The organism is Saccharothrix coeruleofusca, from assembly GCF_017876325.1.
Taxonomy (GTDB): Bacteria; Actinomycetota; Actinomycetes; order Mycobacteriales; family Pseudonocardiaceae; genus Actinosynnema; species Actinosynnema coeruleofuscum.
The window spans coordinates 4,847,072-4,860,245 of the sequence record NZ_JAGINV010000001.1; the positions used below are offsets into that span (position 1 = coordinate 4,847,072).

The window sequence follows — 13,174 nt, forward strand, 5'->3', positions numbered from 1 at the left end:
CCGTAGTCCTGATTTATGAGTATTACTTGTTCTTTAGGAGCTTCTCCCAGTAGGTTGCGGTTCATGAACCCCTCCGGCAGTCAGGCGGCGCAACTGCCGCAGGGCGATGTGCGCCTGCTGGCCACCCCCACGGCGCAACGCCTGCTGAACGACACGAGCCTGGTGGCGCGGTTGGCCTACACCGGCAAGGACGGCACGCCGAGGCTGATCCCGGTGAACTTCCTGTGGACCGGCGACGAGGTGGTCATCGCCGCCTTCTCCGGTACCTACAAGGTGCGCGACCTGCGGGTCCGCCCCGACGTGGCGATCACCGTCGACACCAGCGACGGACCCCCGCAGGTGCTGATGCTGCGCGGGAAGGTCACCCTGACCGAGGTCGAGGGCGTCCTGCCCGAGTACGCCACCATGCAGCGCGCCGGACTGGGCGAGGAGGCGGGTGATGCCTACGTCGCGGCGATCGACAAGCCCGGCCTGCGGATGGTCCGGATCGCCCTGCGCCCGACCTGGGTCGGCGTCCTGGACTTCCAGGAGCGGTTTCCGCGCCTGACACCCGAACCCGTTCTCGCGGCGCTCAGCGCAGGCAGGTAGTCCCCGCCCCACGGTGGGGACTACCTGTTCGGCAGGGCGGGTCGTCCACCACGTCGCCCGCGGGCCGCTCGCCGCGGTACACCCAGGCCAGCAGGTCCCGCCAGGGCGCGCCCCCTCGTCCGGGCTGAACCCGCAGTGCTCGACCGTGCGGATCGCGCTGCACCACCAGGTGCGCGCGGCCGTTGCGGGTCGCGTCCCCGAGGTAGACCTGCTCCATGGAGAACGGCACGAACAGGTCGCCAAGGTCGTGCGGCGACAGCACCGGGGCGGTCGGCCTGCCCTCGACGCGCGGCCCGATCACCTCGAACAGGAAGTCCTCCCAGCACTCGGCCGACGCCCTGGACTCCCGGCCGCTGACCACCCGAGCGCTCGACAGCGATGGCGCGCGGCTGGGCGCCCAGCGCGTTGGGCGTGCCATCCAGGTTCAGCGCGGCTTGATGCGCGGCGGTGGTGCGGTCGGGCGGCAACGGGCAGGCGCGGACACCTGCCAGGCCCCAGGCGACGAGCTGGTAGTCCAGGAGGAAGTCGAACAGGGCGTAGGCGGCGTGCCGGTGTACGCCCTGGAACACCCGCGAGGGCTGCCCACCGACCAGCGCGGGCAGCAGCGGCGGGTTGTCGATCGTGCGGCCGGGCAGCGGTCGGTCGCCGGGCGTCGCCTCGACCGCGACGGGCGGAGCGACCAGCAGCAGCGCGAGGAGGACTCTCGGCAACCTGATCATGGCCGCGTTGTGGTCACCACCGCAGAGCGGCCACCAACTCCTCGTGGGTCAACGTCGGCTCCAGCGAGTAGCGCAGCGTGATGGCGTCCTCCTCGGCGGTGAGCAGGACGCCGGAAAACGCCCGGCGCGCCAGCGAGAGCACCGCCAGGTTCTCCGGCAGCACGGTGGCGTGCAGTTCGGTGTGGCGGAGGCGCACCGCCAGCTCCCCCAGCGCGGTGATCAGGCGGGTGCCGACGCCCCGGCGCTGCCAGCGGTCCACCACCGCCACGGCCAGTTCGGCCGAGCCGCCGCCGGTGGCGGACAGCCGGGCGATGCCGATCGCGCGTCTGCCGCTCCGCGCGACCAGCGCGGCCCGGTCGCGGCCGTCGACGTCCGCCAACCGCTCGCGCATGGTGGCGGTCAGGCGCGGCACCGGAGCGTGGAACCGCAGGTATCGGCTGCGCGGTGACAGTCCGTCGAAAACCGCGTCGACGGCGTCGCCCGCCGTGGCGCGGTCCAGGACGCGGAGCTCGACCATTCCGACTCCCCCTGAGTTCGGATTCAGAACCCCCACGCTAGCTGAGTTCACTTTCCGAACGCAACGGTATTCTGGCCGCATGGCCCCCGTGAGAGTCGCCGACCAGCAGTGCACCATCGCCCTGCCCGCCGCCCTGCTGGGTGAGCGGTGGACGTTGCTGCTGGTGCGGCAGGCGTTCCTGGGCACCCGGCGGTTCGAGGACTTCCAGTCGTCGATGGCCATCTCCCGCAGCGTGCTGGCCGAGCGGCTGGGCACGCTGGTCGAGGAGGGCATCCTGCGCCGGGTCGCGTACAAGGACGTCCGGACGAGGTACGAGTACCGGCTGACCGAGAAGGGCCTGGACCTCTACCCGGTGCTGATGGCCCTGCGGAAGTGGGGCGACCGGTGGATGCCACCCGAACAGGGCCCCTCGTTCGAGTTGCACCACCGCGACTGCGGCGGCGGCGTGGACGTGCACGTGACCTGCGCGGCGTGCCGGGAGGAGCTGACCGCGCGAGACGTGCGCGTGACGTTCAGCGCGCCAGCAGACGAGCCCACCGCTCCAGGTTCGGCAGCGCCACCCGCAGGGCGCTGAGCAGTTCCAGGGCGTGGCCGTGCGCGGCGGCCCGCTCCGGCGGGGTGACCGGCCGGTGGCCCAGCGCCCGCCACACCATGTACGCGGCCCCGCCCAGCCGGGCGTGCAGCACACCGGCCAGGAACACGGGGTCGGGCCCCGGCGGGCGGCCTCCCGCGCGCTCGTAGGCGCGCACCACGCGGGTGAAGCCCTCGGCGGTGCCGTCGAAGGCCAGCGCGGAACGGGTCAGCTCCCACTCGGCGAAGTCCGCGCCCGCGCCGTCCCAGTCCACCAGCAGCGGCGCGGCGGAGGTCAGCAGCACGTTGTCCGGCTTCACGTCGCGGTGCGTGCGCACCGGCGTGAGCCTGGGGTCCCGCGCCGCCTCGTCGACGACCTCCTCGGCCGCCGCGATGTCCGGCAGGAAGGAGCGGACCCGGTCGGCGAAGTCGCCGGGAACCCCGTCGAGCCACTCGCGCCACTCCTCGACCGCGTGCGGCCGAGCGTCAGGACGCGGTCCGGCGGGCAGCTCGTGCAGGACGGCGAGCGTGGCCCCCACCCAGTCCAGGAGCTCCGGGGTCGGGCTGGTGGGGGCGGTGCCCTCGCACCACTCGTGCGCCAGGAAGCTGCCCACCTCGCCGTCGACGCGGACGTCGGCCAGCAGCGGCGCGGAGGGGCGCAGCGGGTGCACCGGCCGGGGCATCGGCACCCCGAGGTTCCACGCCTCCAGCTGGATCGCGGCGGCCACCTCGTGCTCGCGCGTCCACCACGCCTCCCAGGACCGGTTGACGCGCTTGACCGCCCAGTCGCCGCGGGTGGTGCGCAGCCGCCACACCAGGTGCGACGCCCCGCCCGTCACCGGGGTCCACGGCTCCAGCACCTCGCCCAAGCCGAACGCCGCGGCCACCGCCCGAGCCCATTCCACGCGGGCACGCTAACCAGAGCGGACCCGCGTGATCCACCGAGTTGCACCGCCCCACAAACCACCTGCAAGTACTACCCAGCAGGCCCGCACAGGCCGCTAACCACTACCGGGGTGCCCCGTTCGCGGTGCCCACGTGCTCGGTCCAGGCGGCAGGGTGCCCGTTGGCCGGACACGGGCCGAGCCATTCGCGCACCTCGGGTGGTACTCAGCTGCCCCGGAGCGGGGGTCGGGTAGTACTTGCGGGCGCGGGGGTCAGTGGGCGGCGTCGTCCCAGGAGCGGCCTACGCCCACGGAGACCTCCAGCGGGACGGAGAGGGTGTAGGCGTTGCCCATGTGCTCGCGGACCAGCGACTCCACGGCTTCCCGCTCGCCCTCGGCGACCTCCAGCACCAGTTCGTCGTGGACCTGGAGCAGCATCCGCGACCGCAGGCCCGACTCCTCCAGCGCCCGGAACACCCCCAGCATGGCCACCTTGATGATGTCCGCCGCGCTGCCCTGGATCGGCGCGTTGAGCGCCATCCGCTCGGCCATCTCCCGGCGCTGGCGGTTGTCGCTGTTGAGGTCGGGCAGGTAGCGCCGCCGCCCGAGGATGGTCTCGGTGTAGCCCTTCTTGCGGGCCTCCTCGACGATGGCGTGCAGGTAGTCGCGCACGCCGCCGAACCGGGCGAAGTACGCCTCCTTCTGCTCCCGCGCCTCCGCCGCCGAGATGCGCAGCTGCTGCGCCAGGCCGTACTCGGACAGCCCGTAGGCCAGGCCGTAGGACATCGCCTTGACCCGGCGGCGCTGCTCGGCGCTGACCTGTGAGGTGGGCACCGAGAACGCGCGGGAGGCCACGAACGTGTGCAGGTCCTCGCCGCTGCGGAAGGCCTCGATCAGCCCCTCGTCGCCGGACAGGTGGGCCATGATCCGCATCTCGATCTGGCTGTAGTCCGCGGTCATCAGCTCCGCGTAACCCGGCCCGACCACGAACGCCTGGCGGATGCGCCTGCCCTCGTCGGTGCGGATCGGGATGTTCTGCAGGTTCGGGTCCGTGGACGACAGCCGCCCGGTGGCCGCGATGGTCTGGTGGAACGTGGTGTGGATGCGCCCGTCGTCGGCCACCGCCTTGAGCAGGCCGTCGACGGTGGACTTCAGCCGCGTCACGTCCCGGTGCGCCAGCAGGTGCTGGAGGAACTCGTGGCCGGTGGCCTCGTACAGGTTCTGCAGCGCGTCCGCGTCGGTGGTGTAGCCGGTCTTGGTCTTCTTGGTCTTGGGCATCTTCAGCTCGTCGAACAGCACCACCTGCAGCTGCTTGGGCGAGCCGAGGTTGATCTCCTTGCCGATCACCGAGTAGGCGTCCTGCGCGGCCTGCTTGACCCCCGCCGCGAAGTGCGCCTCCAGGGCGGCCAGGTGCTCGTCGTCGACCGCGATGCCCACCGCCTCGACCTCGTCGAGCACCGCCATCAGCGGCAGCTCCAGGTCGGCCAGCAGCTTCTCCTGGCCGGTGCGCACCAGCTCCTGGTCCAGCGCGTCGGCCAGCTCCGCCACCGCGAACGCCCGCACGATGGCGGCCCGCGCGGTCTTCTGCCGCTCCTCCTGCTCGTCGGCCAGCAGCGACAGCTGGCCGTCGTCGGGCTCCTCGGCGCGCAGCTCGCGCTTGAGGTAGCGCAGCGCCAGGTCGTCCAGCGCGAACGAGCGCTGGCCCGGCCGCACCAGGTAGGCCGCCAGCGCGGTGTCGCTGGTCAGGCCGCGCAGCCTCAGGCCGCGCGCGCGCACCTTGCGCAGCGGCAGCTTCAGGTCGTGGCCCGCCTTGGCCACCTGGGGGTCGGCCAGCCACGCGGCCAGCGCGTTCTCGTCCTCCGGGGACAGCGAGGCCAGCTCGACGTACCCGCCCTCGCCGCCGACCGAGGCCAGCGCCACGCCCACCAGCTCGCCCGCCGACTCGCGCAGCGCCAGCCCGACCCGCGCGCCGCGGGCGTGCCGGTCCAGCCAGGCGGCCAGCTCGCCCGCCGGGATCTCGCCGCCGCTGACCTCGAAGCCCTCCTCGGCCTCCGGCTCGGCGGTGGACAGCGTGGCGAACAGCCGGTCGCGCAGCACGCGGAACTCCAGCTCGTCGAACAGCCGGTGCACCGCGTCCCGGTCCCACGAGCGGACCGCCAGGTCGGCGGGGCCGACCGGCAGCTCCACGTCCCGGACCAGCTCGGTGAGCTGCCGGTTGAGCACGATGTTGGGCAGGTTGGCCCGCAGCGCGTCGCCCGCCTTGCCCTTGACCTCGTCGATCCGGTCGATCAGCCCGTTCAGCGAGCCGTACTGGCCCAGCAGCTTGGCGATGGTCTTCGGGCCCACGCCGGGGGTGTTGGGCAGGTTGTCCGAGGCGTCGCCGCGCACGGCGGCGTAGTCGGCGTACAGCTCGGGCGGCACGCCCTGCTTCTCCAGCACCAGCTCGGGGGTGTACCTGGCCATCTCGGACACGCCCTTGACCGGGTAGAGCACGGTGACCTCGTCGTTGACCAGCTGCAGCGCGTCCCGGTCGCCCGTGCAGATGAGCACCTCGAAGCCCTGCGCCGTGGCCTGCGTGGTGAGCGTGGCGATCAGGTCGTCGGCCTCGTAGTTCTCCTTGGACAGCGACGGGATGGCCAGCGCGTCCAGCACCTCGCGGATCAGGCTGACCTGGCCGCGGAACTCGTCGGGCGTCTCGCTGCGGCCCGCCTTGTACTCGGCGTACTGCTCGGTGCGGAAGGTGCGGCGGGAGACGTCGAAGGCCACCGCGACGTGCGTGGGCTTCTCGTCGCGCAGCAGGTTGATGAGCATCGAGGTGAAGCCGTAGACCGCGTTGGTGGTCTGGCCGGTGCCGGTCTGGAAGTTCTCCTTGGGCAGCGCGAAGAACGCCCGGTAGGCCATCGAGTGGCCGTCGACCAGCAGCAGGCGGGAGGCTTCTGAGGTGCTCACGAGGCGAGTCTAGGGTGAGGGCCCGACAGTTTTGCACCGACTGGAGCAGCCCGTGAACCGAGCACCCGAGGACATCCCCGGCGCCAACCAGGACGTCGTCGACGAGCAGTTGACCTCCCGGATGGGCATCGAGATCACCCGATGGGATGCCGATCGGCTCGTCGGCACGATGCCGGTGAAGGGCAACCGGCAACCGTACGGCCTGCTGCACGGCGGCGCCAACGCGGTGCTGGCGGAGACCCTGGGCTCGGTCGCCGCGGCCATGCACGCCGCGCCGGAGCGGATCGCCGTGGGCCTGGAGCTGTCCTGCACGCACCACCGGGCGGTCACCGAGGGCGTGGTGACCGGCGTGTGCACGCCGGTCCACCGCGGCCGCAGCACCGCCACCTACGAGATCGTGATCAGCGACGAGCAGGACAGGCGCTGCTGCACCGCCCGCCTGACCTGCTTCCTGCGGGAGGCGCCGAAGTCCTGATGCGCGCCGCCGCCCTGCTCGCCCTGCTGCTCGCCACCGGGTGCTCACCCGGTCCGGTGGCCGGGACGTCACCCGGCGCGACGTCCGAGACCTACCCGGTGCCCGCGCAGGCCGTGCGGCCGGGCGAGCGGGCGCTGCGGCTACCGACCACGGCCGACGGCGACACCGCGTTCACCCTGCTGGGGCTGACCACGGGCCTGGCCGCGGTCCAGGGCAGCCACGCCGAACTGGAGGCCCAGGGCCAGTACGTGCGGGTGCGGATGAGCGTGGTCAACAACGGCCGCAGCAGCGTGGCCTTCGACGCGCGCAGGCACGTGCTGCTCGACGACCGGGGCGCCGAGCACCGGGTGGACGCGGAGGCGATGACCATCCGGCGCCAGCCCGACCAGGTCGACCTCGGCTCGAACGTGCGGTTGGAGTACGACGTCTACTACGACCTGCCGGAGGAGGCCAGGCCCGCCGCGCTGCGCGTGTTCGGCGGTCCCACGCTGACCGACCTGCGGGACCGGTCGAGCACCGACATCCCGCTCGGGAAGTGAGAGGGGGCCTGCCACCGCGTGGTGGCAGGCCCCCTCCCGACCGTCCCGGCTGTCAGTGACCGCCCAGGTACGCCGCGCGCACCTGCGGGTCGTCCAGCAGGTCCAGGCCCGGCGCGCTCTTGACCACCCGGCCGGTCTCCAGCACGTACGCGCGGTCGGAGAGCTTGAGCGCCTGCTGCGCGTTCTGCTCCACCAGCAGCACGGTCGTGCCGCGCTTGTTGATCTCCTTGATGATCGAGAAGATCTGCGCGATCAGCATCGGCGCGAGCCCCATCGACGGCTCGTCCAGCAGCAGCACCTTCGGCTTGGTCATCAGCGCCCGGCCGATGGCGATCATCTGCTGCTCACCGCCGGACATGGTGCCGCCGAACTGGTTCTTGCGCTCGGCCAGCCTCGGGAACAGCTCGTACACCTCGTCCAGGTCGGCTGTCAGGTCGTCCTTGCGGGTGTAGGCGCCCATCAGCAGGTTCTCCTGCACCGTCATGCCGGGGAACACGCCCCGGCCCTCGGGCGACTGGCCGATGCCCAGCTGGACCCGCTTGTGGCCCGCCAGCTTGGAGATGTCCTCGCCGTTGAACAGCACCTGGCCGCTGGTCAGCGGGCGCAGCCCGGAGATGGTCTTGAGCGTGGTCGTCTTGCCCGCGCCGTTGGCGCCGATCAGCGAGACGATCTCGCCCTCGTTGACCTGCAGGCTGATCCCCTTGAGCGCGGCGATCTTGCCGTAGTGGACGTTGATGTCCTTGACCTCAAGAAGCATCTTCAGCCGCCCCCAGGTACGCCTCGATGACCTTCGGGTTGTTCTGCACCTCGTGCGGCAGCCCTTCCGCGATCAGCTGGCCGAAGTCCAGCACCGCCACGCGGTCGCTGACGTCCATCACCAGGCTCATGTCGTGCTCGATCAGCAGGACCGTGCGACCGTCGTCGCGGATCTTGCGGATCAGCTCCTGCAGCGCCTTCTTCTCCGCCGGGTTCATGCCCGCGGCGGGCTCGTCGAGCAGCAGCAGCTTGGGGTCGGTGGCCAGCGCGCGGGCGATCTCCAGCCTGCGCTGGTCGCCGTAGGGCAGGTTCTTCGCGGTCTCGGTCATCCGGCCGGAGATGCCGACGAAGTCCAGCAGCTCCCTGGCCAGCTCGCGGCCGCGCTTCTCCTCCTTGCGGTGCCACGGCAGGCCCAGGGTGGCCCCGATGGCGCCGGTGCGGTGGTGCGCGTCCGCGCCGACCATCACGTTCTCCAGCGCCGACATGTTGTGGAACAGCCGGATGTTCTGGAACGTGCGGGCGATCCCCATCTTGGTGATCTTGAACCGCTTGTTGCCCTCGATCTTCTGGCCGTTGAACAGCACGTGCCCCTCGGTGGGCGCGTAAACCCCGGTGACCACGTTGAACACCGTGGTCTTGCCCGCGCCGTTGGGGCCGATCAGGGCGAAGATCTCGCCCTGGTTGATCTGGAAGTCCGCCCCGCGCAACGCGACCACGCCGCCGAAGCGCATGACCACGTTGTCGAGCTTGAGGACGGGAGTGCTCACTTGACCGCCTCCGTGGACGCCTCGGTCTCCGGACCGGCGACCTCGGCGCCCATCGCGCCCATGCCGCCGGTGCCCTCGTGCAGTTCCGCCTTGCGCCGCCGCGACGGCAGCAGGCCCTCCGGGCGCAGCCCCATCATCAGCACCAGCACGCCGCCGAAGAGCAGGATGCGGAACTCCGAGGGGTCCTTGCCGCCCAGCATGTCCTTGAGCCAGTCGACCTCGCGGAACCGCTCGGGCAGCCAGGCGATGACGAACGCGCCCAGCATGACGCCGGGCAGGTTGCCCGCGCCGCCCAGCACGACCGCGGCCAGGATGGTCGCGGACAGGATGAACGGGAAGGTGTTCGGCTCGATGAACACCGCCTTGCCCGCGTAGATGCCGCCCGCCAGGCCGCCGATCATCGCGCCGATGGCGAAGGCCAGCAGCTTGAACTTGAACGTCGGCACGCCCATCAGCTCGGCCGCGTCCTCGTCCTCGCGGATGGCCGCCCAGGCGCGGCCGACGCGGCTCTTCTGCAGCCGCACCGAGAAGATGATGACCAGGACGATCGCCGCGACCATCAGGTAGTAGTACGGCGCGGGGTCGAGCAGGAACTTCATGCCGAACATGGGCGGCGGGTGCGGGACGTTGGTGATGCCGCGCGCGCCACCGATCTCGTCGGTGTTGTTGGCCGTGATGCGGACGATCTCGCCGAAGCCCAGCGTCACGATCGCCAGGTAGTCGCCGCGCAGCCGCAGCGTCGGCGCGCCCAGGATGACACCGGACACCGCGGCCAGCGCGATGCCGAAGACCACGGTGGCCCAGTAGTTCCAGCCGTACTGGGTGCCGTAGTAGGCCACCGAGTAGCCGCCGATGGCGAAGAACGCCACGAAGCCGAGGTCGAGCAGGCCCGCCTGGCCGACCACCACGTTCAGGCCGACCGCCAGCAGGATGTAGGTGCCCACCGGGTAGATCAGCACCGAGGTCCAGTCCGCGCCCGGCGACATGAACGAGCCGATCCAGGGGGCGGGCAGGATCAGCGCGAAGACGATGGCGCCGATGTAGACCAGGTAGCGCTGCCAGACCTTGGCGTGCTCCCACCAGTCGCGGGCACCGTCGAACAGCGCGCCCACGCGCGCCAACGGGTTTGCTTTGCCGGTCACTCCGCCGCCTTTCATGCGCGGGCCTTCTGCAGGGATTCGCCCAGGATGCCGGTCGGGCGGAACATCAGCACGACCACCAGCACGGTGAAGGCGATGACGTCCTTCCACTCCGAACCCAGGAAGATCGCGCCCCAGTTCTCGATGAGGCCGAGCACGACACCGCCGAGCAGCGCTCCGCGCAGGTTTCCGATACCGCCGAGCACCGCCGCGGTGAACGCCTTGATGCCCAGCACGAAACCGACGTTGAAGACGGTGTTCTCGAACTCCATCAGGTAGAGCGCGCCCGCGACACCGGCCATGGTGCCGCCGAGCAGGAAGGTGATCCGCACGATGTTGTCGATGCTCACGCCCATCAGCACGGCGGCTTCGGGGTCCTGAGCGGTGGCCCGGATGCCGCGGCCGATCTTGGTGCGGTTCACCACCCGGTCCAGCGCGATCATCATGATCACGGCGGCCACGATGACGATGATGTGGTCGGTGCGCACCTGCGCGTTGCCGATGGTGAACACCGTGTCGCGGTCGACGATGCGCAGCGACGACTGCTGGTTGCGACCGGGCTTGCCGGTCAACCACGGGATGATGACGAGCGCGAACAGCTCCTGCAGGAACAGCGACGCGCCGATCGCGGAGATCAGCGCGGTCAGCCGGGTGGCGCCCTTCCTACGCAGCGGCCGGTAGGCCACCAGCTCCAGCAGGACCGCGGCGCCGCCGGACACGGCGGCGGACAGCACGATGATCAGCAGCAGGACGCCGACCATGGCCAGTCCGGTGAACGGCGCGGTCGGCGCGATGGCGGTGATGACCACCAGCGACGTGAACGTGCCGATCATGAAGATCTCGGAGTGCGCGAAGTTGATCAGGCGCAGCACGCCGTAGACCATCGTGTAGCCCAGCGCCACCAACGCGTAGATGGAGCCGAACACCAGTCCGCCCACCGTGCTGGGTAGGAACTGGTTGAGGAAATCATCAAGCATGACAGGTTTGCCTCACGAGACGGGGCGGGAGGGAAGACGTCGCCATAAGTGGCGGGGAGCGGGAGCCATCGCCATCACGACGCTCCCGCTCCCCAGCTCCAGTTGCTCGAATCCGTCTCGGGCTCAGCCCTCGAGCTTCGCCTCGGCCGACGGGCCGAGCAGCTTGAGGACGCCGTCCTTGACCTGGTAGACGAAGATGGAGTTGTTCTCCGGCTCGCCGTTGGACTTGAACTTGATCGGCTTGGACACGCCCTCGAAGTTGACCGTCTTCAGGTACTCGTTGATCTTCTCCGAGGTGGTGTTGCCCGCTTCGACGGCCTTGATGAACGCGGTGGCCGCGTCGTAGCCCTCGGTGGCGTAGATCGCCGGGTCGGCGCTCGCGCTCTTCTTGTAGTTGTCGGCGAAGGTCTTCAGCGTGCCGGTGACGTCGCCCGACGGGATGTTGCACGGGCAGGCCAGCACGGCGCCCTCGGCCGCCTGGGTGCCCGCGCCGGTGACCAGCTGGGCGTCCAGCGAGCCGTCGCCGGAGGCGAAGGTGGCCTTCACGCCGCCGTCGCGCAGCTGCTTGAGCAGGCGACCGGCCTGGGCGTAGTAGCCGCCGTAGACGATCACGTCGGGGTTGGCCGCGGCGACCTTGGTGACCGTGGAGGAGTAGTCGGAGGCGTCCTTGGAGAACTTGTCGTTCTCGACGGTGACGCCCTTGTCCTTGAAGGTCTTGGTGACCGCCTCGGCCAGGCCGACGCTGTACTCCTGGTCGTCGGAGATGACGAACGCCTTCTTCGGCGACTTGGCGGTGATCAGGAACTCGGCGATGCCGGGGCCCTGGTCGTTGTCGTTGGCCACCACGCGGTGCCAGTAGGTCCAGCCGTTCGAGGCCAGACCGGGGTTCGTGGCCGACGGGGAGATGCTGGGGATCTTGTTCTCCTCCAGCACGCCGCCGATCGCCTTGGACTCGCCGGAGAAGGCGGGCCCGATGAGGCCGACGATCTTGTCCTGGCCGACGGCCTTGGTGATCAGCGAGGTCGCCTGGTCCGGCTTGCCCTGGCTGTCGTAGGGCAGCATCTCGATCTTGACCTTGGGGTTCTTGGCGTTGTACTCGTCGAACGCCATCTTCGCCCCGTTCCGGGGCGGGATCACGATCGCCGAGCTCTCGCCGGTGAGGTCACCCATGAACCCGATCTTGACCGAGGTGACGTCCCCGCCCGACGCGCTTCCGCCACCGCCGCCTGCACAAGCCGCGAGCACCAGCGACGAAGCCGCCGCCAGCACCAGCACTCGGCCGAGTCGTGCTCCTGACACCGGAATACCTCCCATGGAACCAACCCGCCAACAGGCGGAGCCCTCGACACAAGGGCTTGGGTTAGGGCAGGAAGGTAGCTTCACTTCGGTTCCGTGAACAGGTGGTCTTCCTGCTCTGTGTCCACATCGTGACGGTAGTCACCGGAAAATTCACGCGCGTTAACAAGCTCAAATTTAGATCAAATAGCCTCAGGTCACGACCCCGGTGCGGGGAGTAACCAAACGGGGGGAACAATGGGCATGGCAGAACCGCGCCCGATAGTCGAGTGGTAACCGGACGCGGTGTTGCCCGAACGGGTAATCCTCAGCCGAAGTTTTCGATGATGGCTTCGGCCACTGCCTTCATGGTGGTGCGGCGGTCCATGGCGGTGCGCTGCACCCAGCGGAATGCCTCCGGCTCGGACAGCCCCTGCTTGGTCATCAGCAGCCCCTTGGCGCGCTCGACCACCTTGCGCGTCTCCAGCCGCTCGGTGAGGCCCGCGACCTCGTTCTCCAGCGCCTGCAGCTCGGCGAACCGGCTCATCGCCAGCTCGATGGCGGGCACCAGGTCGCGCTTGGCGAACGGCTTGACCAGGTAGGCCATGGCACCCGCGTCGCGGGCGCGCTCGACCAGGTCGCGCTGGCTGAAGGCGGTCAGGATGACCACCGGGGCGATGCGCTGGCCCGCGATCGCCGACGCGGCCTCGATGCCGTCGACCTTGGGCATCTTGACGTCCATGATCACCAGGTCCGGGCGCAGCTCGGTGGCCAGCGCGATGGCCTCGTCGCCGTCGGCGGCCTGGCCCGCGACCTCGTAGCCCTCCTCGCGGAGCATCTCCACCAGGTCGAGGCGGATCAGGGCCTCGTCCTCGGCCACGAGCACGCGGCGCGGCGCGGCCTGGGACTGGGCCTCGGCAGCCTGTTGGGTCACCGGGGTCCTCCTCAACGACGTCAGCGGGCCACGGCGCGGGCGCGTCGGGGCTGAACCGGCAGTCTACCGGCGGGCCCGAACCGGA

At 70.3% G+C, this 13,174-nt stretch carries 14 protein-coding genes; 4 read left to right on the plus strand and 10 right to left on the minus strand.

Going from position 1 to position 13,174, the window contains the following annotated elements:
- Positions 1-63: 63 nt before the first annotated feature.
- Positions 64-588, plus strand: a complete 525-nt coding sequence (locus JOF41_RS21555; protein WP_189223203.1) for a pyridoxamine 5'-phosphate oxidase family protein — start codon at positions 64-66, stop codon at positions 586-588.
- On the opposite strand, the gene JOF41_RS21560 is transcribed toward JOF41_RS21555, so the two are convergent.
- Both JOF41_RS21560 and JOF41_RS21565 read right to left on the minus strand, forming a co-directional pair.
- A complete protein-coding gene (locus JOF41_RS21560) occupies positions 572-1,006 on the minus strand; it encodes a hypothetical protein (protein ID WP_209621483.1) in 435 nt (144 codons plus the stop codon). The genes JOF41_RS21555 and JOF41_RS21560 overlap by 17 nt on opposite strands.
- 314 nt (positions 1,007-1,320) lie before the next feature.
- The gene (locus JOF41_RS21565; protein ID WP_189223201.1) at positions 1,321-1,824 is read right to left on the minus strand and encodes a GNAT family N-acetyltransferase; all 504 of its coding nucleotides are present in this window, start codon (positions 1,822-1,824) and stop codon (positions 1,321-1,323) included.
- A 79-nt stretch (positions 1,825-1,903) separates the two neighbouring features.
- Between JOF41_RS21565 and JOF41_RS21570 the strand changes: the two genes are divergently transcribed.
- Entirely contained in the window at positions 1,904-2,398 is a 495-nt protein-coding gene (locus JOF41_RS21570; protein ID WP_189223200.1) for a winged helix-turn-helix transcriptional regulator, read from the plus strand.
- Here the strand turns inward: JOF41_RS21570 and JOF41_RS21575 are convergent.
- Together JOF41_RS21575 and polA are read right to left on the minus strand one after the other, a co-directional pair.
- Positions 2,337-3,299 (minus strand): aminoglycoside phosphotransferase family protein, encoded by a 963-nt coding sequence (locus JOF41_RS21575; protein ID WP_209621486.1) that lies wholly within the window; start codon positions 3,297-3,299, stop codon positions 2,337-2,339. The two genes, JOF41_RS21570 and JOF41_RS21575, sit on opposite strands and share 62 nt — an antisense overlap.
- Positions 3,300-3,551: 252 nt before the next feature.
- Entirely contained in the window at positions 3,552-6,227 is a 2,676-nt protein-coding gene (gene polA / locus JOF41_RS21580; protein WP_209621489.1) for a DNA polymerase I, read from the minus strand.
- Positions 6,228-6,348: 121 nt separating this feature from the next.
- On the opposite strand from polA, the gene JOF41_RS21585 reads away from it, so the two are divergent.
- Together JOF41_RS21585 and JOF41_RS21590 are read left to right on the plus strand one after the other, a co-directional pair.
- Positions 6,349-6,702, plus strand: a complete 354-nt coding sequence (locus tag JOF41_RS21585; RefSeq protein WP_189223347.1) for a hotdog fold thioesterase — start codon at positions 6,349-6,351, stop codon at positions 6,700-6,702.
- Positions 6,702-7,241, plus strand: coding sequence for a DUF4352 domain-containing protein (locus JOF41_RS21590; protein WP_189223197.1), 540 nt, complete (start codon positions 6,702-6,704; stop codon positions 7,239-7,241). The genes JOF41_RS21585 and JOF41_RS21590 overlap by 1 nt, the downstream gene beginning before the upstream one ends.
- 52 nt (positions 7,242-7,293) lie before the next feature.
- Here JOF41_RS21590 and JOF41_RS21595 read toward each other — a convergent pair whose 3' ends face one another.
- The 6 genes from JOF41_RS21595 to JOF41_RS21620 form a co-directional block, all read right to left on the minus strand.
- Positions 7,294-7,998, minus strand: coding sequence for an ABC transporter ATP-binding protein (locus JOF41_RS21595; RefSeq protein WP_189223196.1), 705 nt, complete (start codon positions 7,996-7,998; stop codon positions 7,294-7,296).
- Positions 7,988-8,728 (minus strand): ABC transporter ATP-binding protein, encoded by a 741-nt coding sequence (locus JOF41_RS21600; RefSeq protein WP_189223346.1) that lies wholly within the window; start codon positions 8,726-8,728, stop codon positions 7,988-7,990. The genes JOF41_RS21595 and JOF41_RS21600 overlap by 11 nt, the downstream gene beginning before the upstream one ends.
- A gap of 32 nt (positions 8,729-8,760) precedes the next feature.
- Positions 8,761-9,921 (minus strand): branched-chain amino acid ABC transporter permease, encoded by a 1,161-nt coding sequence (locus JOF41_RS21605; RefSeq protein ID WP_189223195.1) that lies wholly within the window; start codon positions 9,919-9,921, stop codon positions 8,761-8,763.
- Positions 9,918-10,880 carry a branched-chain amino acid ABC transporter permease gene (locus JOF41_RS21610; RefSeq protein WP_189223194.1) on the minus strand — a complete coding sequence of 321 codons (963 nt, stop codon included), beginning with the start codon at positions 10,878-10,880 and terminating at the stop codon, positions 9,918-9,920. The genes JOF41_RS21605 and JOF41_RS21610 overlap by 4 nt, the downstream gene beginning before the upstream one ends.
- Positions 10,881-11,003: 123 nt before the next feature.
- A complete protein-coding gene (locus JOF41_RS21615; protein ID WP_229795444.1) occupies positions 11,004-12,179 on the minus strand; it encodes a branched-chain amino acid ABC transporter substrate-binding protein in 1,176 nt (391 codons plus the stop codon).
- Between the two features lie 304 nt (positions 12,180-12,483).
- Positions 12,484-13,089: an ANTAR domain-containing response regulator gene (locus tag JOF41_RS21620; protein ID WP_189223192.1), complete on the minus strand. Its 606-nt coding sequence runs from the start codon at positions 13,087-13,089 to the stop codon at positions 12,484-12,486.
- Between the last annotated feature and the right edge of the window lie 85 nt (positions 13,090-13,174).

Excerpts from the sequence above, each read along its gene's own strand:
- JOF41_RS21555 (WP_189223203.1), top strand. The coding sequence starts at position 64 with ATGAACCCCTCCGGCAGTCAGGCGGCGCAACTGCCGCAGGGCGATGTG.
- JOF41_RS21560 (WP_209621483.1), bottom strand. The coding sequence starts at position 1,006 with ATGGCACGCCCAACGCGCTGGGCGCCCAGCCGCGCGCCATCGCTGTCG.
- JOF41_RS21565 (WP_189223201.1), bottom strand. The coding sequence starts at position 1,824 with ATGGTCGAGCTCCGCGTCCTGGACCGCGCCACGGCGGGCGACGCCGTC.
- JOF41_RS21570 (WP_189223200.1), top strand. The coding sequence starts at position 1,904 with ATGGCCCCCGTGAGAGTCGCCGACCAGCAGTGCACCATCGCCCTGCCC.
- JOF41_RS21585 (WP_189223347.1), top strand. The coding sequence starts at position 6,349 with ATGGGCATCGAGATCACCCGATGGGATGCCGATCGGCTCGTCGGCACG.
- JOF41_RS21590 (WP_189223197.1), top strand. The coding sequence starts at position 6,702 with ATGCGCGCCGCCGCCCTGCTCGCCCTGCTGCTCGCCACCGGGTGCTCA.
- JOF41_RS21595 (WP_189223196.1), bottom strand. The coding sequence starts at position 7,998 with ATGCTTCTTGAGGTCAAGGACATCAACGTCCACTACGGCAAGATCGCC.
- JOF41_RS21600 (WP_189223346.1), bottom strand. The coding sequence starts at position 8,728 with ATGCGCTTCGGCGGCGTGGTCGCGTTGCGCGGGGCGGACTTCCAGATC.
- JOF41_RS21605 (WP_189223195.1), bottom strand. The coding sequence starts at position 9,921 with ATGAAAGGCGGCGGAGTGACCGGCAAAGCAAACCCGTTGGCGCGCGTG.
- JOF41_RS21610 (WP_189223194.1), bottom strand. The coding sequence starts at position 10,880 with ATGCTTGATGATTTCCTCAACCAGTTCCTACCCAGCACGGTGGGCGGA.